We start from the raw sequence: 20,912 nt of genomic DNA, 5'->3' as shown, positions 1-20,912 counted from the left end.
CTGCGTTTGCTGCCCGCCTTGAATGCCCTAGTCTCAGCCTGTTGAATTGTTATGAGGTGCCCATGTTTGAAACCTTGGTGAGTCTGTCTGGATTAAGCGCCCTGCTCACGCTGATCGGAATCTTAGTTGTAGCCTTTGCTTTCTACACCCACGGGATGAGTTTTTCCAACAGCTCAGGACTGGTTATCTTCGATCGAGGAGGTTTAAATCACCGAGAATCGATGGATGCCAGCAAGGATAGTTCGGCTTGGAAAAACTTGGATATATCAACTCGAACTCCCGTTATTTACTGCCTATTTATGGCCTGTTTCTGGCTGCTCATCGGCTCTATTGCAGGCCTCATCGCCTCGATCAAGCTCCATGAACCAGACTTTCTGATCTCTGAGGCTGCACTCACTTTTGGCAGGATGAGAACATTTCATCTCAATGCGGTTGCTTACGGTTGGTTGTCTCTGGGAGTCATTGGAATCGCGACTTGGCTCATGCCGCGGTTGGTCCACGCTCCCATCCCCTTTAGTCGTCTGATCTTTTTTGGAGGCTTAAGCTGGAACGTTGCACTAACGTTCGGCTTGGCCTCGATTCTTCTTGGCTATTCGGAGGGTGTCGAGTGGTTGGAGTTCCCGTTCTGGGTGGATCTCATTATTGCCCTATCCGGGGCTCTGATCGCGGTGCCCGTTCTCATTTCTATCATACGTTCCAAGGTTCGCCACCTCTATGTTTCCGTGTGGTACATCCTCGCCTCTTTACTTTGGTTTCCTATCCTCTTTTTTATTGGCAACCTCCCTCACATTCATGAAGGTGTCGAGCATGCTCTTGTCAATTGGTGGTTTGCCCACAACGTCCTAGGGCTATGGTTTACCCCGATGAGTATAGGGATCGCCTACTATATCATTCCTAAGATCATCGGCCGCCCCATATACTCCTATAACCTTTCCTTTCTTGGGTTCTGGACCCTGGCTATCTTCTACAGCAATGTAGGAGTCCATCATCTGATCGGTGGTCCTGTTCCCCAGTATGTTGTAACCATTTCCATTGTCATGAGCATGATGATGCTGATTCCCGTAATATCGGTAGCCATCAATCACCATATGACAGCCTTCCGCCACCTAGGGGCTGTCCGCGACATGCTTCCCCTTCGCTTCGTAGTGATGGGAGCCATGATGTATACCCTCGCCAGCGTTCAAGGTAGCCTTCACTCCCTTAGGGCCTTGAGTCGCATCACCCACTTCACCCACTACACGGTGTCTCACGCCCACCTCGGCGCCTATGGTTTTGCATCATTCATCCTATTTGGCGCTTGCTACTTTGTAATCCCAAAGGTGCTTCAAACCAACTGGCCTTATCGTCGCCTGATTTCTCTTCACTTCTGGCTGGCACTGATAGGAATTGCCATCTATGTAATTTTCTTGGGCATCGGTGGCTGGCTCCAAGGGGTGAAAATGCTCGATGCGAATGCTTCATTTATGGAGTCAGTTCTTGTAACGATTCCCTATCTTAAGGCAAGAAGCTTCGGCGGCTTGCTTTTAACCATCGGCCATATGGTTTTTATGATTCACTTTATCCTGATCCTGAAACGCTTTGTAGATAAGAAGAAAGGCAAGTCGTCATGAATAAGGTCTTGGTGGCTGTCGGGGCTGTGATCATTGTCTTGTGTTCTGGAGTGGTCTTAGTTGTGACACCGTATTTTTCAATCCTGCGGCAAACAGAACCTCAATCGGTGCCTCTGGGGGAAGCCGATCCTGCGATTGCTCGGGGACGTGCAGCCTATGTCGATCTCGGTTGTGTTTACTGCCATTCGCAGCAACCGAGAGACAAGAGCTTCGGCCCCGACTTTGCTCGTGGCTGGGGTTATCAACCCAAGGCTCAGGACTACACTGGCCAAAGGCCTCATCAGCTTGGAACCATGAGAACCGGCCCTGATCTATTTAATATTGGCGACCGAAATCCATCGCTGCAATGGAATCTGATGCACCTTTATGCTCCTCGGATCATGGTGCCGTGGAGCATCATGCCGGCCTACCCTTTCCTTTTTGAAGAGAAAGCTGAGCCTGGCCCTGACGATGTTGTTTTGGTCTTTGATTGGATTGGAGTTGAAACAGAGCCCCCCATCGTGGCTAGTCAAAAAGCTTTGGACCTAGTACGATATTTACAATCACTCAAGCAAAAGGAAGAGCAAAATGTCCAACCCGGAACTTGATTATGATTACCAAATTCCCCAAGAGAAAAGTGGTCGGATTCCGATCCTGTTCGTGTTATTCCTGGGTTTGCTCGGGGGTTGGGCAGGGACCTATATGTTTTATAATCTAGGCTCCTTCGCTTCAGTCCACGACAATATCGATATTTTTGAATTTTGTAATGTGAAGGAGGTGGACTCATGAATCGATGGTCAAAGGTGATGTTATGTGTGCTTGGATTAACTTGGCAGACCTACGGTTGGGCTGATGGAGCAAAACTATACACAGCAAAGCTATGCCATACCTGCCACGGAGCAAATGGTGCGAAGCCGATCATGCCTCTCTATCCCAAGCTTTGTGGCCAGTCGGCAGAATACTTGAAGCAGCAGTCGCTCCTTATAAAAAGTGGCAAGCGCAACAGTGGAATGTCAGCTGCAATGATGGCGATGGTAAGCGCAGTGACTGAGGCTGAATTTGATCAGATTGCTAAGTTCCTCGAAGGCGCACCTTGTTCGGACTCTGCTCCCGAAGCTAGCAAAGCAAAGAAAAAGTAGCTTTCTCCTGCCAGGCATGCCTCAGATAGGCCTGGCACTCCCTCCCCTTTCAATGTTAGCGTCTGCTCAGGAATAACCTCTTGAAGCGGAGATTAGCAATGAAATGTCATGAAGTCGATTTCGAGATCCTTGGCAGCGACATGCAGATTGTGGAAGTCGAGTTAGATCCTCAGGAAACCGTGGTTGCCGAGGCTGGGGCTATGAACTATATGGAAGACGGCATTTTATTTGAAACTAAAATGGGCGACGGTTCAGAGCCAGACCAAGGCTTCTTTGGCAAAATGTTCAGCGCGGGCAAACGAATGATCACTGGCGAATCTGCCTTTATGACTCATTTCACCAACCAGGGAGCTGGCAAGAAGCGGGTTGCATTCGCTGCACCATTTCCAGGAAAAATTATCGATCTCAACATGTCCGAAGTCGGTGGTGAGATTTTGTGTCAAAAAGACTCTTTCCTAGCTGCTGCCTTGGGCACCAAAATCAGCATCGCCTTCAACAAGCGCCTTGGCACTGGTTTCTTTGGCGGCGAAGGCTTTATTCTGCAACGTATAGAAGGTGATGGCATGGCTTTTGTACATGCTGGAGGCACCATCGTTCGTAAAGAACTCCGTGGTGAAACCCTGCGACTCGATACGGGCTGCCTCGTCGCTTTCACTCCTGGCCTCGATTATAGTATCGAGCGTGCCGGAGGCCTCAAGTCCATGGTATTCGGCGGCGAAGGGCTCTTTCTTGCAACAGTTAGTGGCACAGGCACCGTCTGGATGCAGAGCTTGCCATTTTCTCGATTAGCCGATCGCGTCTTGGCCAACGCTCCGCGGGCTGGTGGTCAAAGGCAGGGAGAAGGTAGCGTTTTAGGTCAGGTCGGCGATATGCTCGACGGCAACTAGATCTTATACAAAACTTGGATAAAGTGGAATGCAGAGAAAGGAAGATCTGTGACGACACCACCATCACCGGAACGCGCTTCGGTCTGGCTTGAATTTTCACCGTTGGCCCAGGCCTGTTCGAGCATCAATTTGGGCCAAGGGTTCCCCGATTGGGCACCTCCCCCATTCGTTCAAGTTGCTGCTCAAGAGGCTTGTCAAGGTTCGAAATTTAGCACCTATGCCCGCTCCCCGGGGCATATGCCTCTAGTTGATGAGATAGCCAAGGCGTATTGCCCGAAACTAGATCGCAGTATCGACCCCAAGAAAAATGTACTCGTCACCGTGGGCGCTAGCGAAGCTATCTACCTTGCCATTCGAAGCCATATCAAAGCAGGCAACGAAGTGGTCCTATTGGAGCCAGCCTTTGACATTTATTTTGGGGCTCTTCGAATGGCTGGCGCTACCGTAAAGTCAGTTCCACTTGACATTCCTGGGCGCTGCCAATCATCAGAAGATATCACGATCCCCTGGGATAAAATTAGAAGTGCTCTTTCAGATAAGACTCGGGCCATTATTATCAACACTCCTCATAATCCAACAGGAAAAGTTTTTACTCCTGCGGAGTGTCAGCAGTTGGCCACTGTTTTAGAGCCTTACCCCAATTGCCTAGTGATTGCCGATGAAGTCTATGAGCACTTGGTTTACGATCACAAAAAGCATGTGCCAATTGCTAGAACTCCTGGTCTGGCTTCGAAAACACTATCCATTTACTCAGCTGGTAAAACCTTTTCAGTGACCGGTTGGAAAATTGGATGGGTTATTGGCGATCGGGACCTCATTTACCCTATGCAGCTGAACCAGCAATGGGTCGTATTCTCCGTAGCGACCCCGTTGCAAGAAGCCATCGCTCGATCGCTTCAACAGGCTGAACTAGCCTTTGACAATCAAAAAACTTACTATGAGGCTCTTACAAGCCTCTATGAAGGCAAACGAGATCGTCTTATTCAAGGCTTGCGGGACATTGGCTTTCACCCCATGAATCCCGAAGGCAGTTTCTTTGTGTGCTGCGATATTAGCAGTGGATTTTCTTCTTACCAAGGACTACCCAAAGACTTGCCCGAGCTTTATCAAAGGCATGGGATTGATTGGGATCATGATACTCAAAGTCTATTGGATTACAATGTCGTTCGGCACTTGAGCCTCTCCAAAGGAGTTACAACGATTCCTACAAGTGCTTTTTTTGTTCCATCCCACCGCCACGGATCAAATTGTCACTGGATTCGCTTTGCATTTTGCAAATCTGATCACTTACTTGATCAAGCCATTGAGCAACTAGGTTAACAGCTTATTTTACCAACTTGGTCGGTAGCTGAATCTTCTGACTAAGCTTCTGCCCATCGTTGCTAGCTTGCTCTTGTTCCTGGTCCAGAAATGGAAAGAACACACCGCCGAAAGCAAGTTCAAAATAGAATTGCCCCTGTTCAGTGGTTCCAAAGTCAATCGTTCCACCAAGGAGGTCGGCATCGATGGAGGCAAGATGAAGAGAGAGGGTAGAAAAATCCGATGTTTTAAGGTACTCCCAGTTAAATAGGAGGTCTTTTTGTTCAACTTTTAGACTGGGGCCAAAATCGTAGAGTCTTAAGCTATTAATTTGTTGATTGCTAACGTCTAGCATCAGATGAAACTCGCAACGATACTTTTTTGTTTTCTGCAGGGCCTTTAGTCGATAGTCAATTAAGGTTTGAATGATATTGAAAAGTTTAAACTTGAGAACCTTAATCGTTGGCTTAAGGTCAACATTGTCAATATAGAGTGATATCCCATGGCGCTTAAATTCTTGTTCCAGAAAATACTTCAGCTCCTCGGTAAACTCACTAAGTGTCAGTGTGCTAATATGATTCGATTTAAAGATACTATTTTTAAATTCAAGAAGGAAACGATTAAGATCGTCCATAACCTTATGAACATCATGGAGTGTCCCTTGAATTTGTAGACTTTCATCGTCGAGCCTCTGAACCGTCAAGCTGAAAAGCTGGCGATATTTTTCCACCATATCGCTATCTTCCACCAAGCTCTTTGGTTCAAAACCTGGTTCATTTAATTTGTCTCTCAACTGCTTAAGTACATCAAGATTTTTAGAGCTACTCAGGCTAGAAAGCGAGCTAAGCTTGGCAAAGGCGGGTGTTAGAAGGTTACCCATACCATGAAGAAAATTCGCGGTAGAATCTTGAACTCCTATGCGATGGGCCATATTCACTAAAAGGCGATTCTGAAATTCATTCTGTTTGATAGTATTGGCAAGATCGATCTGATTTCTAACCCGAGTAATCAACTCCAAATGCTTGAACGGCTTGGCAACATAATCTACAGCTCCATGTTCAAAACCCCTGGAAATATATGACTCATCTGTCAGAGCCGTAAGGAAAATAATCGGGATATCAGCAGTTTCGGGCCTAGACTTGAGTTGACGGCAGACCTCAAATCCACTCATCTCAGGCATATCAATATCAAGAAGGATTAGATCAGGTCTTTTTGCAATCGCTGACATAATTGCTAGACGCCCCTGATTTACAGGCCGTACGATATAGCCCTCCTCACCAAGGACCGACGACAGCACCTTTAGATTAGCAATAATGTCATCAACAACAAGGATATCACCACCCTTCTCTTTACCTTCTAAGTCCATAGTATTCCCGTAGTTATGAGCTATGTTTGATAAGCCGGCCTATATTTGGAAAGTTGTAGCACTCCACTTGCTGAGAAATATATTCCGTTAGTTTAGGATGCTCGGACGCAATTTCATGGAGTAAATCTTCAATTTGCTGCACATCGGCGATAAGAGTGTTTTCTTCGAGCCGTCTCCTCCAACTCCTTGGAACTTTAGAAAGTTCATCAGCCAGTTGCTCGATGTCGAGTTCACTATAGTCTTTAGTTCCATTTATGTAGTCAATTGACTCATAGTTGTATTTCACTGGCAGATAGCGTGCAATCGCATCGAATAAATCCTGTTCTTGATAGGGTTTAATAAGAAACTCATTTCCTCCTGCACTAAGAATCCGAGCCTCTTCTTCTTTTAACGTACTGGCGGAAAGTGCAATAACGGGCACCTTTCTATCAAGCTCACGAATACACAGTGTCGCACCAAAGCCGTCCATTTTGGGCATTCGTTGATCCATAAAAACCAGGTCGGGAGTCCACGATTTAAAGGTTTCAAGGGCCTCTATACCATTGCTTGTCATTCTCGTTTTAAATCCTACTTCACCAAGCAATCGCGCCAGAGCTTCTCTATTTACCTGATTATCATCGACGACTAGGATCTTGAAGACTTTTTCTGCAGTATAGCTAACAACTCTAGTTTCCTCGTGCTGTTCACAATCGACGGCAACTTGGACGGGGACACTAAGGAGGAACTTTGACCCTTCTCCTAGTGTGCTAGTAGCTGTCAATGTACCTCCCATAAGCCTGGCAAAGTCCCGACTGATAGAGAGGCCTAAGCCCGTCCCTTGCTTATGCTGAAGCCCTTCCCCTACCTGAATGTATGACTCGAATACCTGATCCAAATCCGACTTCGCTATACCCACTCCTGAGTCTTCAATGTTGATCGAAAGCATGTTGCTATTATAGGCAATTGAAACCCTAACAAAACCCTTTTCAGTGAATTTTAAGGCATTTGAGATGAGGTTGATGGTGAGCTGCCTAATCTTTTTCTCGTCGCCAATAAGATTTAAAGGTAAGTCCTCGACTCCTTTTAAGATAAACAGGAGGCCCTTTTCCTCCATCTGCAGCAGGAACATCTGATAGATGCCATTAAATAGTGATTGAGGTCGAAATGGAGTCATTGTCACATTTGTTTTACCAGCCTCAATTTTAGCGATATCAAGGACATCATTGATCAAGCCGAGTAGATGAATCCCACTTTCATTGATAGTCCGCAAATCCCGCAATACTTCTTTCGGAATGTGACTATTCCTTTGAATCAGCTGAGAAAAGCCTATTATAGCATTTAGTGGGGTACGAAGTTCGTGACTCATATTTGCTAGGAAGATACTCTTCGCCCGATTTGCCGACTCTGCTTTTTCCTTTTCGGCTAGTAAGGCAAGTTCCAATTCCTTAGTTTTGTGGACATCATGTAAAACACCACATGCTAGTAATGGTGTGTTCTTCTCACGACGAACAATCCTGCCAAAGCTATGAACCCAATGCCATTTACCATCCCGCCTCCGAAAACGAATCACTTCATCAATCGTCCTCAATCGCCCTTTGATTAACTCAGCGACGCTAGACCGATAGCGATCTTGATCCATAGGATGGACACAAGAGATGAATTCGTGTTCTTCTTTGAACCGCAACCATTTGCTATCTTCCAACTCTAAAAGTTCGCCTTTTTGGTAACCAAGCATATGTTCAAAGCTGTGAGTTGCTTTCAATACTTTGTTCTTGCAATCGAGTTCCCACAAGGAAAGCTTTGCTGAATCTAGAATCACGTCTATTCGATGCTCACTCTCGGTTAATTGCAAAAACGTATTCGTTAAGTCACTTTCTGCCTGTTTCTGTTCAGAAATATCCAGAAGAAATCCATCAAAGTACTGGTTTCCACCTTCTGAAACTCTTCCTCGCTCATGAACCCAACGACTAAAGCCATTGCGATGGATAATACGATACTTGATATCAACAGATTTTTCGTAATTTAAGCCATACTCAAGTGCATCGAGGACGACTTTCTTATCATCGGGGTGAATCAGGTCTCGATAGGCCTTTTTCGATGGAGGTGACAGTAGATCATCCATATCGTATCCCGTTAAGTTCGCGATGTTTCGCGACAAATAAGTCATGGGAAAATCTTGATCCAATCTGCTTTGGTATATGACACCTGGAAATATTTTCGAAAACAGTTCAACTCTTTCTCGAAACTCAGCGAAATCTGGAGGCTTATGCTCAGAGAACCGCTCTTCCCCATCGCAAGAAGCAACTTTACTCTTACTCCGTACCAGCAGTAATACATAACCAAGGAGCAAGCTCGTCATCGCAACGATTCCGTAGGACGTGATAACAAACAACTGACCACCCAATTTTAGAGCCTGTATGAAACCGCTAAAATCCGTCATTATTTCCAATAATTACCTCACATATTTGCACTAAAGCTACTACAAGAAGCACTCCTATATTCTATTCGTTTATGTGTTATGGTTTAATACAGGTTTTCTGTTAGATACTTTGAGACTCTTTTACTTAAGAGCGCGCTTCCTGCGGCGCCAGGAAAGTTGATAGAAAAAGGGATAGAACAACTGCTTCATAAACTTTTCTGAAATTTGTTCTTGATGAAGCCCATATTCGTGTGGCCAACGTTTGGGGTATTTTGGATTAATCATATAGGAAAGCCTTTAGTGACAAAAGATGCAAAGCTTCACCAATTTGAGCAGCAGGTAATAGCTTCGAGAACTATTCAAAATACTAAAAGCTTGGATTGGTTGTTCGGAGGGTTGAATTTCCAAATTGAGCATCACATTTGTCCATCAGTTCCATCACATCGGCTTCGCGCGATGCAGAAGTTCGTCAAACCTAAGATTGAAAGAAGCTCATTGCCTTATGACTTTCCTCATTGGCAGGAAGCCATCACTGACGTCCATCGGCACTTTCGCAATATAGCGAGATCCTCAATCTCTATGAAAACTTGCTTTATCATCAATTCGAAAGCTGCGAGCGGGAGGGCCCTACAGAAATGGAGAAAAATCGAGCCCACTTTAGCCTTAAAGGGAAAAAGGGATGTGATAATCTGCTCAGAGTGGCAGTCCATAAAACACAAGGCTAGGACTGCACTAGAGCAAGGCGCAGATCAAATCGTTGCAGTTGGAGGGGATGGCACTGTCGGACAAGTGGCCAACGCATTTTTTGAAGATAGCGAAAATATTTTTCCCGATAGGTCTTTCGCCGTCCTGTTCCCTTCGTAGAATCTGAATCAGCCGAAATAGTGGAAATAGACTTGTGTCCATACCGATTGATCGAGATCGATGGAGAAATTTATTATTTTAAACGGGCGAAAATTCAGATTCTTAAGTCGGCACTAAGGGTATTGCGGCTTTGAGGGTACTGAGGCGCTAACACAACCACTTGAAAGAGTTTGTACCAAATTTGTATCGATTTAATTATTCAATCCTCGCATTCTATCATTATTTCCTTATATTTTCGGTAATTTATCTATGTCGAAAAAAATCTGTACTTGTACATAAAATCTGATACTCAAGGGGGTCTCTCCTTTATAGACTCAACTGTACCAATTGCTTATTTTTTCTGGAGACGCAGCGTGATTTAGCCCTACTTGTTAAAAATACTGCATTTTTTGCTTGGTTTTCCATTGGCAAGGCCTTTGCTTAACTCAAATTGTTAGCAACCATGAGGGAAACCACGATGAAGTACCATCTCGACAAAAATCAACGAGAGACCTATAGCCGCTATGCTGGACTAGCCTTGCCCCGACATACTTCCTATCCAGCTGCTAATTTCTGGAATGAAAGCCATACATGGGAGACGATCAAATCCCGCATAATACAGGTTGACTCTGCCAAACCCGAAGACGTATCCCTCTACTTCCATATCCCCTATTGCCAGCAGCTCTGTTTCTACTGTGCCTGTCTGAAGGAAGTTCGACCACGGAACGACCCAAAAACGGAAGATAAGATCAACGAGCTTCTACGCGGTTTCGAAAAGGAGTTGAAAATCAAAGCCCCACTTCTTGAGGGCAAGAGAGTGAGTCACATCCATTTCGGTGGCGGCACCCCCACCTACTTAACCGATGCCGAGTGGCTTAAACTTTGGGGTATGATTCAAAGATATACTGACGTGGCGATCGACGCTGAAATAGCCATCGAGATGGACCCTAGAACGATGACGAGTAGCCGACTCGGATTTTTCCGGCACATGGGAGTCAACCGTATTAGCCTCGGTGTTCAAGACTTTAACCGTAAAGTGCAGCATGCTATCAATCGAGTTCAAACTTACGAACAGGTTGCTGAATTGGTGCAAACGGCTCGCTCTCTTGGCATTCCATCGATCAATTTTGATCTGATTTATGGCCTACCGTTTCAAACTCTCGAAAGCATGACTCAGACCCTGGATCAGGTGATCGATCTAAGCCCCAATCGCGTGGCGTTTTACCGACTCGCAGTGCTACCGGATATGTTTAAATGGCAAAAAACCTTTGTCAAAAAGGACCTTCCTCAGGGCTTACTCCCGTTGGATCTAAACCTCTTAGCGCTAAACACCTTTACCGATAGTGGCTATAACTTCATTGGACTGGATCACTTTGCCAAAGCCGATGACGACTTGGCCATCGCCTATCGCAACGGTGCCCTTCATAGAAACTTTCAAGGAATGACCTCGGGACGTGATCAGCAGATTTTGGGCTTCGGACCATCATCCATAAGCGCGTTTGGCAGTACTTACTTTCAAAATCCTCACAAACAAAAAGACTGGCTGATGGGGCTCGATCATCCAAAGCAAGGCTACTATCGTTGCCATCTCAAATCTGACGATGATCGTATCCGGCAAGAGGCGATCCAACAGATCTATACCTACGGTCGCATCGATATCCAAGACCTTGAAGACCAGTTCCCCATTGAATGGGAAAGCTATTTCAGCCCTTCGCTCCATAAGCTGGAGACTCTGATCGACGATGGCATTGTCCATAGCACGGATTATGTTATACGTGAGAATGGCCTACTCGGCCGACTGCTTAGACGAGTCATTGCGGCTGCATTTGATAGTTATCTACCTGAGCGCCCCTTCCAACAAGGGCTTCCAGGCCAAGCATCTCAGGTGGGTTAACAATGACTTAGATTTTTCTTAAGCCAGAATATATGGTAAAGATCCCTAGGCAATGACACCCCAAATCGCGCTTAGACCTAGGGAGACAAACCATTGGCAAAAAAATCCCGTCAACGAGTCTATATTCTCGTTTTAATTGGAGTCGCGCTCTTATTGGCAATCAGCTTAGGCCTTCAAACTTCAAAGACGCGCCCAGAAACTGCACATCTTGATTCTGAATCTGAACCACACATTAAAAAAGACGATCACATCCACGAAGCCGAGGCTACCTATCAGGTTTATGTCTATCAATTTGACTACGAAGGACAGGGACTTGATGGTCAGCAATCATCACCTGTGGCACTTGGTGGCCGGATGTTTCGACTAGCTCTTCAAGATGGGGAAGAAATCTGGTTTTGCCAGAACTGTGAACTTAAAGGTGATCCGAGTACCCATCGATATCTTTCAAGCCTGGTCAATAGCTTGAACCAAGGTTCCCTCGTTCGATGGGATAATATCGGGCTATACGATCAACACCGCGGTGATATTCTCTGGTACTACATTTGGTTGAGGTTACAGTTTCCATGGATCATCGAGGACGAGACCAACGTGGACGAAGTATCACCGTGGGGACCAGCTACAGCATCATACAGATCAAAGCTTCAACAGAACGGACATATTATTCACAAGTCATTGAAGCTTCAACAGAAGGGGCCAGCGGTGGACTACCACTGGCAACTCACTCACAACCCAGATCTAGGACGATGGACACAGTTCGAACAACATGATCAATTTTTCGTTGAACTTGGCCAGCAGAACTTTTCAGGCCGCGGTCGATTGGCGCTTACCTATCTAAGAACAGATCTTTGGACTTCTCAAAGAGTTGAAAAAACTATCAGCGAAATCGAAGAGCGACCGTGGTTTTCACTTCAGGACTATCTTTCAAACTTAACTAACAAAAAAGATGAGTCCATTAAAACACTCAAGTTTGACGAGCTTCAGGATCGCTTGAGTCAGCTAGAGGATCGTCGTAAATTCCAAGAACTCCATCGCTGGCTCCGATGGCACCCACAAGATCGAGCCCTCATTGAATGGTACCTAGATCTTCCTGTGAAAGATCCACAGATGATTCTAGTTAGCCGTGCTCTGATCGCAAACGGAGGACCTCACCATCAATCTATCCTTTGGCAGCGTTTTCATCAGCAAAACGACTTGAGTGAGAAGAAATTTATCTTAGGAAGCCTTGCAATGGTACCATCTCCGAGCCCATCAACCTTGGGAGAAGTACAGTCCATTGCCAACGATCCCCAACACCCGCTTCGTGATTCAGCCCGCCTCAGCCTTGGAGCTATGGCGAATCAGAAACAAAAAGTTGAAGGCAGTAATTCACAAGACGCAGAGGTCATCCTGCAACAATTCAAGACCTGGTTAGAACAAAGCCAAGATTCCAAAGAGCTTAAGCGCGTCTTAAGCGCACTAGCAAATACAGGCCTAGAATCAAGCTTAAGACTCGCGCTCCCCTATTTTCAACATCAAGACCCTGAAGTTCGAGCATCAGCTTACAAGGTTTTACGACTACTACCCCAATCTGCAAGCTATAAGCCTCTCGAATCAAGATTTTCTCTTATGACACTAGTCGAGCAGAAATCCTTGGTCCGCTCCCTATTACATTGGCCATCATCACCAGAGCTGCAAATAAGTCTTCGAAAACTCCATGACCAGACTAGCCACAAATCGATCAGAGAGATGATCGCACCGGTCCTCACGCAAGATCTACCCTGATCGACGATTCTTCATCCCGGGGGAGAAATCTTACGATTATGCAAAGGTTTCTTTCCTAAGGTAAGCATCTTTCTCAGATTCAATGAGAAATCAAACTCTAAATCCAGATATATAGTCCCAATCATCTAGAGACGATAAGAGATTCACGTAACTCGATGCGTCCAGATGCCGATCTTAACTAAAGCACGCAAACCAGGTTAGGTACAAAACGATGTCACAACAAGGTAATGCCAGTGTCTTTGGCCTTATTGGAATATTAGGGGTTACGGCCGCTTATATCCAGGCAAATGACTTGCATCGAACGACCATGGAAGCCAAGAGGCTACGGGTCGAGCAAAGCAACGAACAAGCTCAACTGTCGTCTCTATCGAGATTTTCAAGTTTTTTTCGCGATAAATCAACAAATGACTTCGTCATCTACCCGGAGCCCTATCTCAGCCCAAAAGCGAACTTACAGAAAATAGGCGGTGAGAGCACCGTGCAGTTCAAGTCAGGAAGCTTCACAATCCAACAAGTAAGTTTTGCCAAAGACGATAACGATGACTTTGATGCCATCCTCGAAGGCAAGAAGATTCAGGACATCTGCGAATCATTCTCTTGTGAAGAGTCTTCCATCAAACCCTTACGGTTTAACTCTAGCAACGGATTTTTCTTGGAATCTGTCGATGTTGCCATGGAGCGAGTCATTAATGGTCAGAAAAAAACGTTTCATGCACGAGTTCCGATAGATCCCCCAAAGCCTCAGGGGTTACAGCTTGAGATCGTAACAGAGAGTAGTGCAGATGGTAGAAAAACTTTTTCTCGTTCCGACAGCGATCCACAAAATGAGGTCCTCACCATTGCTGCAGAATCGATGAGCATGATTCTCACAGTGGGAGGAGTGGTAGTCGAAAGCTTCATTGAAATACAAGATGAGACCAGCCGTCCCATTGACATTACATTTGTTGAAGGGCAAGAAACGATCGCCACGGATCGAGGCCCTCAATTTGCATCGAGTCAATCATTTCCTTTTGACAAACAAGATTTTCCCACTCATGGAGCTACATCGATTAAAAATCAAGGGGCTCAGATGATCACGACCCCTGGTTTCACACTAGAAGATGGAAAGCAATATAAGATCATCGCTTCCGTTATGGGCGTCACAGGGCAGCTTGAGGACCAAAAAGTTGTTGTCCAGCTTAACAATGATATTCCAGACCCTACGCCACCGCCTGATCCTAACGATTGCACTTATAAGTGCGCTGATGTTAGCAAGTGGTATTACGGTCCCTTTAAGGGTAAGTCAGGCTCCTATGCTACGATCGTACCTGGAAAGTTCTCATGCATGCACAACAACTTGAATCAAGACTGGATACGCTCGGGGAATCACCCCTATCCCATCTATTCATTCGATCCTGCAAACAACTGCGCTATGGACGGGCCAATAGGATTCCGCAACGGTACGGGTTGCTTTGCTAGTGACACACTCATTTTGATGGCAGACAGAAAGTATAAGCCTATTACCCAGGTGAAGGTTGGCGATTCCGTTTGGAATCCTGTGCTACAGAAGTCTGTAGCCGTAAAACGAGTTATCGTCGGCCCTGAAAGTGGACCAATGGTTCACATAGACAGTCCGTTTGGAACACTCAAGGTGACTCCTGACCATCCTTTCATGTACCATGGCCGGCTGATTCCTGCATCGAGCTTATCCGAAGTGGTTTCTCAGCAGTTGAAGACCTATCCAGCAGCCACGAACCTGCAACCGTCGTCAGAGTCATCGAGGGTCTGGAATCTTCGGCTCGATGGAGATGACACCATGGAATCACATTTACTCGTGGCAAATGGTGTAGTAACCGGTGACCTTAAGTTGCAGGAAGATTTGGAAGACTTACCAAATCAAGAGTGGCCAAACTCCTTCGAGCCTTCTGTTAGTATGAGTGGGAACTATGAATAAGAAGTTCTTGTGGATTGGGCTACTTGGCCTTGCCAGCTTTCTGATCGTCCATATGATGCGACCATCGGAGCCATCCAACCAAATGCGGGCAAAGTCACCAAGGTCGATCAAGACCGAAAAAATTGAGCTAATTGCTAAACCCAAAGCTGTGAAACGATCCAAAGCTGACCTACGCAATAAGCGACGAGCCTTTCGCAAGAACCTTGAAGCTGGTCTCGTCGCCACTCCAACCAAGCCGATCCGTGGCAAATACCAACTAGATTTCGAGTTCAAGGCCTTAACACGGCACTGCGAGCTAGGGGATCTCGATTTTATTCGTATGGATCAATCCATGCGGACCACGGGCAAAGGCATTACCATGACAGTTGAAGCTATGGGTGGGGAACGAGTTCTAGATAGCCAGTCTCTCGACATCAACACTTTGCTATCTGGCAAGGCGAGCTTTTCGGTTTCTGTTCCTCAGGAGACTACCACCGTTGGTGTCTACTTGTGTAGTGGACGCCGCAAATCATGCTCTGACCTAGACCCTATAGACCTGAATACCTTATTTAAGCGCCGACTCAAAAATAAGCGCCATGGCAATAGTATTCTCTATTTCCATCAAAGCTTGGTCCTGACCCCCCAGCAGGTTTTTATCGATCAGGGGGGGCGATCTAAGAAAAATTTGTTCTCAGCATTGAAAAACCAAGGAGCAGATCTTTCATCAGCGAAAGACGCAACCAAGGCGATCATTAAAAGTGAGAGTCGCCTATCCTCGGAGTCGATTCGTTTCGAACAAGGCTCTTATGTGATATCGCTGCCTAGAAATAGCGACTCCTGCCCTATACCAATGTAGGATTGTCAGGTTCCAGTTTTTCTTTCTAATTTCACTCTCGTCAAAGCTTTGCTCAATTCTTCGAGAATGGAATATCGACCAATCGAAATAAAACCCTAGCTCTAGAAATAAGCTCTAGAGTCAAAAAATTGTGGACTCAACTTAAGTCAATTTCGCAACTTCGTTGGAACTCAAGACCTTACTGTGATCTACTTGAAAAAGTAAACGCAGACCTCTCTACACAACTATATAGCCAACACATTTTTGTGATTGCAACCCAGTGCACGTTTGCAAAAGCCTACCTTCATGCTGTTAATTCCTCCCTCTGTTTCGCTGTATTTCGCAGAAATCTCTTGCAGCAAAACTGCGAAATGCGTTATCTATATTATATTGATAACGAATATCAATTGTCCTACATTGCCGATCCACGGATCCTAGGCAAGATAAGTGCATGTAAATGAAGTCCGGTGAGAATCCGACGCTGTCCCGCAACTGTATGACCTTATGGTCGAGCCAGATCTTTGCATGCGCGTTTTTAAACCCGAGGAGGTATTTCAATCTGTTCTCAGAATTGCACGAGACTCCATTGCTAGGCAACCTTGTAAGGATTACCTGGTCCATCGGATGTTGAACTTGAGGAGATCAACAAGATCCAATATCCGCATCACAATCTTAACAAACTCGATGAGCCAATCTCACTAGGTTCAACACACCCATTGTCATGATGGATCTCTAATATATAGTCATGATTGTTTGCATTTAGAGTCTATACTTCGGATCAATTGTAATGAGAAAACAAGGCTATCTGGTCCTATTCTTTCTTTGCATCTATTCTAACTTAGACAAAAGGGCCTATTCAGCAGAGCTAGAACCAATTTCTATCGATAATCATGAGATAGAAGGGCTCGAAATTGGTAAAAACCTGGTAATCCTTGAAGACAGCAAGAGGCAACACACTATTGAAACTATAGCCTCTGGTCAACTCGATCACGGTTTTATAAGGAGTCAACAGACCATCCCAACTATGGGATATGGAAATCAAGCCGTATACTGGGCGAAGTTTTCTATTGCTAATAGAAGCAATAAACCTATGTCACTCTACCTTGTGAACCAATATGCACCAACGGACTATCTAACATTGTATGAACTTGAAAACGGGACGTTTCAAGAAAGAACTTACGGCGACAAAGTACCTTTCATAGAACGTGAATTGGACTATCGCTACCCTGTCTATAAAATAGCAGTTCCAACCGGCATGTCCACGTATTACTTTAAGCTCTGGACATCAAGCTCTGCTCAGTTTGCAATCCGTATATGGAGTCCACAAAGTTTCATCAAACATAAACTCCATGAGTCTATCTTCTTAGGAGGCCTGTTTGGCTGTTGTATAGCGATGCTGATCTATAACTTCTTTATCTGCGTAAAATTTAGGAGCAAGACTTATTTCGCCTATTCGTTTTGCATCTTTCTCTATATTCTATTCTCCTTAAACTATCAGGGCCTTCTCCAGCAGTATATATTCAGAACAGGTAAATTTATATGGGCTATGAATCAAGGAATGAATATACTAGTTGACTTGTGTGGGATCGCTGCTAGCACATTCTCTATCCTCTTCTTAAGTCTAAGAACATCATTCCCACAAGTATGCAAAACATTCTTTCTAATCATTCTTATATTGTCGCTAAATATTGCGAACCACCTTTTCTGGGACATCGCTGCAATTAAAGTTAGCGTATTCATGAGTCTAATCTACTCGATCGTCATGATCATAGTAGGTATCTTGCGTTCAAAAACCTACCGTCCTGCTCGATACTATTCCTATGCATGGTCCATAGTAATGTTTGGCAATATGGCTGTGATCCTTGGAGGAGCTGGGTTCATTCCCCATAGCAATCTTACGATTTGGGGCCAATTCGTAGGCGCAGCACTTATGTTGCTTATACTCTCCCTAGCTCTTGCGGATCGAATGGCTTTGGTTAACCTTGAGAGGCAACAGTCCTTAGAAGCGCAGTCTCAATTACAATTAAACCTGCTTGATCTGGAACTAGAGAAGATACATACTCAGGAACTTCTACTTGCAGAGCGAGAAAACTCCATCAAAAACCTTGACAAGCTAGTCGCCGAGAAAACTGGCGATATACGTTCGATATTAGAAACCATTAATGAAGGTATTCTGCCAATTGCGTTTGATGGTCAAAGATTCACGATCACGAGTGACTTTTCAACCTATGCTAGTCAGCTGTTAGGAAGAGATGACTTATCAGGTGATGATATCTTCAAAGCATTTATTGATCATACCAATCTCACCTCAGATGAAAAATCAACCATCATTGCCGTATTTAGATCGTGTCTTAATGAAGAAGGCTATATTTGGGATCTGAACGCTCACCTACTTCCAAAGGAACTAGAGCTGCAGATAGATGATAACAAGCTACTACTCTCTCTCGATTGGTCTCCCATCATTGACCAGAATGCGAACATCACCAATCGAATCTTACTAACGTTTAAAGACTTTACTGAAGTTAAGAAGCTAAAGGACGCAAGTTTTAAACACACTAGAGAGATGAAAACTATTTCAAATATCCTTGACACAGATGTCCGGCGATTTCATGAATTTCTTGAATTTCTTCATCAAGGTTTAAAATCCATTGAATGCTTCATTAGATTGGATCAATACCAAATAAGTAAGAATCGCAACCTTGGTAGTAAAGTCCTAAGAAAGGTATATCGAGACCTCCATACTCTTAAAGGCATTACCAGAGCATACAATTTTAAAGAACTATCAAGTACAATTCACCACGCAGAAGACGTCGTTCAGAACACCCTAGAAAGATCTGAGTTTCAATTACCCAGTGAGTTCCATTCATGCTTCAAAGCCCTTAAGAAGCAGTTCTCTGAGCTACGTCACATAAACTATAACATTTTAAAACGCGAGCACCATGATAATGTCACTGTGGCCAAGCAGAAACTATCTTTCCTCGTTAGATTCTTGAATTCAGCCCCTCTTCAAGATCACCCTCGATGCGAAAAATGCGCCTATATCGTGCGCCACCTAACACTCCTATACCGAGATAATTTTCAAACTTTTCTGGAGGCTGAACTAAAGCACCTCGATGCGCTATGTCATCGGCTAGGAAAACCCAAACCCCATCTCACATTCCTGAATGACTCCTACGTGATTAAAGACGATATTAAGAGTACGATGAAAGTCATCTTTACCCATATCATTCGAAATGCAATAGATCATGGTATTGAAGAACCGTTGGAACGGATACGCCAACGCAAAGACCCAAAAGCTCGCATACGAATTACTGCACAAGAAAATTGTGATGATACAATCTCGATCATAGTTGAAGATGACGGCAGAGGACTTGATATCAAAGCCATCTGTTCAAAAGCAATGGAGCATGGAATCATTGATTCAAACAATACCTATAGTACAAATCAAATTGCGAATCTCATCCTTGGTCATAGCTTTTCAACAGCCAATAAAGTCACTGAGGTGTCTGGAAGAGGTGTCGGATTAGATGCTGTTGTACAAGCTTTAGAACTTGTAGATGGCACACTCCTTATCGAAACTCACGACTCAAGAACTCATGAAGGTCACGTTCCTTTCCTTATCAGGATCGATTTACCCTTTCGCTACTTCGAAAGAATCGAGAATCAGCAAACCGAACCTTCACAACTCTAAATTACTTCTATTCAGAACGATAATGTAGGAACTAAGATCATCAAACTCAAATCTGCTCTTTCGGAGAGCCATGAAATCAAGTAACTATCATATGCAAATGACTTCATTTATTTGACGGAATGTTCATGAGATATTGGAACTTCAAGTTAGATCTTCTACCTTTTGACACTGCATTCAAGGCAAAGCTTTCATTGATTTTCACCCTAGTACTATCTCTTACTCTTGCTATCATTGTACCATTGCGTGGCGCAATTGAGACTCCTTCATTAATGACAAATTCTATGTTAAACGTCGGTCTAGGAATCATTTGTTTTTCAGGCCTTGTAAGTTTACGTAAACCCGAAGCAACTTGGCCTCGATGGTTCTTATGTATAGGCTTTATTATCTGCCTACTATCAGGACTCTTCAATTCAGGAGGGACAGATGCAACAATCTGCTTATTCATGTATGTAATTCCAGTAGCTTCAAGTTTTCTAATTGGAATCACTGCAACGTCGGTATTTACTTTATTTCTTATATTTACTTGCTCTATTGTGTATCTTTTCTTCGAAGACATGACACCCAGCAACCTTTTGGATCCTGTTAAGCTCAGCCAGGTGAGATTCACCTATTGTATTGTTATGCTGTCAGTTAGCTGGGTCTGTGCCTGCATCTATGAGACATTCCGGCAAGATCTTATCAATAAGCTCATATTGATTCAGGATTCTCAACCAAGCTCGATCGTAGAGCTAAATGACAAGGGAATTGTTCTTACTTGCAATCAAAAGTTTAAGCACGACTTTAGAATTTCAGCTAGCGGCAAGAGTATAGTTGAAGTTTTCACCATAGTTTCTAATCAGACAGAGTCTTACAATCTTCGACGGATATTATGCTCAAAGTTCGAATTTACTACCCAAGATAATAGGGTATTCGAATCGCAATGCAGACCACTGAACGACAGGTATTTATTATTCATAATTGAAAAAACATTGGAGCACCAAAGACGAGATCTACTCACCCAAAAAGCAAAATTAAATGGCATTCATTCCACCATCGCTACATACAACCATGAAATCAACAACCCAGCAGCCATCGTACTCGGATATCTAAAACAAATGCAAAATGGTCGAAACTTAAATCAGCAGCAGATTTCAGGAATTCGTATAGCAATGGAACGAGTCGTCGAGGTTGTACACAAGATGAATGAACTTACAGAGCAGAGTTCAATTGAATTAACATCCTACTCTGATAGGTCTGAAATGGTGAGAGTAAGTTCAAAAGAAAGCCTATCGTAAGCTTAAAATCGACCGATGGTCCTT

At 44.4% G+C, this 20,912-nt stretch carries 16 protein-coding genes and 1 riboswitch; of the genes, 13 read left to right on the top strand and 3 right to left on the bottom strand.

The genetic code is table 11. The features are described 5' to 3' along the window. Positions 1-62 precede the first annotated feature (62 nt). From B9N89_RS12195 to B9N89_RS12170, 6 genes are all read left to right on the top strand, one after another. Positions 63-1,610, top strand: coding sequence for a cbb3-type cytochrome c oxidase subunit I (locus tag B9N89_RS12195; RefSeq protein WP_132318996.1), 1,548 nt, complete (start codon positions 63-65; stop codon positions 1,608-1,610). Next, entirely contained in the window at positions 1,607-2,197 is a 591-nt protein-coding gene (locus B9N89_RS12190) for a cbb3-type cytochrome c oxidase subunit II (protein WP_132318998.1), read from the top strand. Before B9N89_RS12195 ends, B9N89_RS12190 begins: the two co-directional genes overlap by 4 nt. Further along, a complete protein-coding gene (locus B9N89_RS12185; protein ID WP_143478177.1) occupies positions 2,178-2,378 on the top strand; it encodes a hypothetical protein in 201 nt (66 codons plus the stop codon). The genes B9N89_RS12190 and B9N89_RS12185 overlap by 20 nt, the downstream gene beginning before the upstream one ends. Further along, positions 2,375-2,728: a c-type cytochrome gene (locus B9N89_RS12180; protein ID WP_132319000.1), complete on the top strand. Its 354-nt coding sequence runs from the start codon at positions 2,375-2,377 to the stop codon at positions 2,726-2,728. The genes B9N89_RS12185 and B9N89_RS12180 overlap by 4 nt, the downstream gene beginning before the upstream one ends. Before the next feature lie 98 nt (positions 2,729-2,826). Beyond that, a complete protein-coding gene (locus B9N89_RS12175) occupies positions 2,827-3,615 on the top strand; it encodes a TIGR00266 family protein (RefSeq protein WP_132319002.1) in 789 nt (262 codons plus the stop codon). Between the two features lie 48 nt (positions 3,616-3,663). Then, positions 3,664-4,935 (top strand): aminotransferase class I/II-fold pyridoxal phosphate-dependent enzyme, encoded by a 1,272-nt coding sequence (locus B9N89_RS12170; RefSeq protein ID WP_159455325.1) that lies wholly within the window; start codon positions 3,664-3,666, stop codon positions 4,933-4,935. A 4-nt stretch (positions 4,936-4,939) separates the two neighbouring features. Here the strand turns inward: B9N89_RS12170 and B9N89_RS12165 are convergent, their stop codons facing one another. Continuing rightward, positions 4,940-6,280 (bottom strand): response regulator, encoded by a 1,341-nt coding sequence (locus B9N89_RS12165; protein ID WP_132319006.1) that lies wholly within the window; start codon positions 6,278-6,280, stop codon positions 4,940-4,942. Between the two features lie 13 nt (positions 6,281-6,293). Next, the gene (locus B9N89_RS12160) at positions 6,294-8,699 is read right to left on the bottom strand and encodes a PAS domain-containing hybrid sensor histidine kinase/response regulator (RefSeq protein WP_132319008.1); all 2,406 of its coding nucleotides are present in this window, start codon (positions 8,697-8,699) and stop codon (positions 6,294-6,296) included. A gap of 213 nt (positions 8,700-8,912) precedes the next feature. Between B9N89_RS12160 and B9N89_RS12155 the strand changes: the two genes are divergently transcribed. The 6 genes from B9N89_RS12155 (at position 8,913) to B9N89_RS12130 (ending at position 19,614) form a co-directional block, all read left to right on the top strand. Next, complete coding sequence (locus tag B9N89_RS12155) at positions 8,913-9,542, top strand: fatty acid desaturase (protein ID WP_132319011.1); 630 nt, start codon at positions 8,913-8,915, stop codon at positions 9,540-9,542. 457 nt (positions 9,543-9,999) lie between these two features. Beyond that, the gene (gene hemN, locus B9N89_RS12150; protein ID WP_159455323.1) at positions 10,000-11,415 is read left to right on the top strand and encodes an oxygen-independent coproporphyrinogen III oxidase; all 1,416 of its coding nucleotides are present in this window, start codon (positions 10,000-10,002) and stop codon (positions 11,413-11,415) included. A gap of 93 nt (positions 11,416-11,508) precedes the next feature. Then, positions 11,509-13,176, top strand: coding sequence for a hypothetical protein (locus B9N89_RS12145; RefSeq protein WP_132319013.1), 1,668 nt, complete (start codon positions 11,509-11,511; stop codon positions 13,174-13,176). 211 nt (positions 13,177-13,387) lie between these two features. Next, positions 13,388-15,109: a Hint domain-containing protein gene (locus B9N89_RS12140; RefSeq protein ID WP_132319014.1), complete on the top strand. Its 1,722-nt coding sequence runs from the start codon at positions 13,388-13,390 to the stop codon at positions 15,107-15,109. Then, on the top strand, positions 15,102-15,944 hold the full coding sequence (locus tag B9N89_RS12135) for a hypothetical protein (protein ID WP_132319015.1): 843 nt from the start codon (positions 15,102-15,104) through the stop codon (positions 15,942-15,944). Before B9N89_RS12140 ends, B9N89_RS12135 begins: the two co-directional genes overlap by 8 nt. Before the next feature lie 413 nt (positions 15,945-16,357). Next, positions 16,358-16,466, top strand: a riboswitch (cobalamin riboswitch). Positions 16,467-16,710: 244 nt separating this feature from the next. Beyond that, complete coding sequence (locus B9N89_RS12130; RefSeq protein WP_132319016.1) at positions 16,711-19,614, top strand: 7TM diverse intracellular signaling domain-containing protein; 2,904 nt, start codon at positions 16,711-16,713, stop codon at positions 19,612-19,614. 103 nt (positions 19,615-19,717) lie between these two features. Here the strand turns inward: B9N89_RS12130 and B9N89_RS31890 are convergent, their stop codons facing one another. Beyond that, entirely contained in the window at positions 19,718-20,170 is a 453-nt protein-coding gene (locus B9N89_RS31890) for a hypothetical protein (protein ID WP_165931708.1), read from the bottom strand. Between B9N89_RS31890 and B9N89_RS31885 the strand changes: the two genes are divergently transcribed. Then, positions 20,169-20,888, top strand: coding sequence for a nitrogen regulation protein NR(II) (locus B9N89_RS31885; RefSeq protein ID WP_234996098.1), 720 nt, complete (start codon positions 20,169-20,171; stop codon positions 20,886-20,888). The two genes, B9N89_RS31890 and B9N89_RS31885, sit on opposite strands and share 2 nt — an antisense overlap. The last annotated feature ends 24 nt before the right edge of the window (positions 20,889-20,912 follow it).

The sequence above is a fragment of the Pseudobacteriovorax antillogorgiicola genome, assembly GCF_900177345.1.
Taxonomy (GTDB): Bacteria; Bdellovibrionota_B; Oligoflexia; order Oligoflexales; family Oligoflexaceae; genus Pseudobacteriovorax; species Pseudobacteriovorax antillogorgiicola.
The sequence above is the reverse complement of the archived record's forward strand: the minus strand, read 5'-3'. Positions and strand labels throughout refer to the sequence as shown.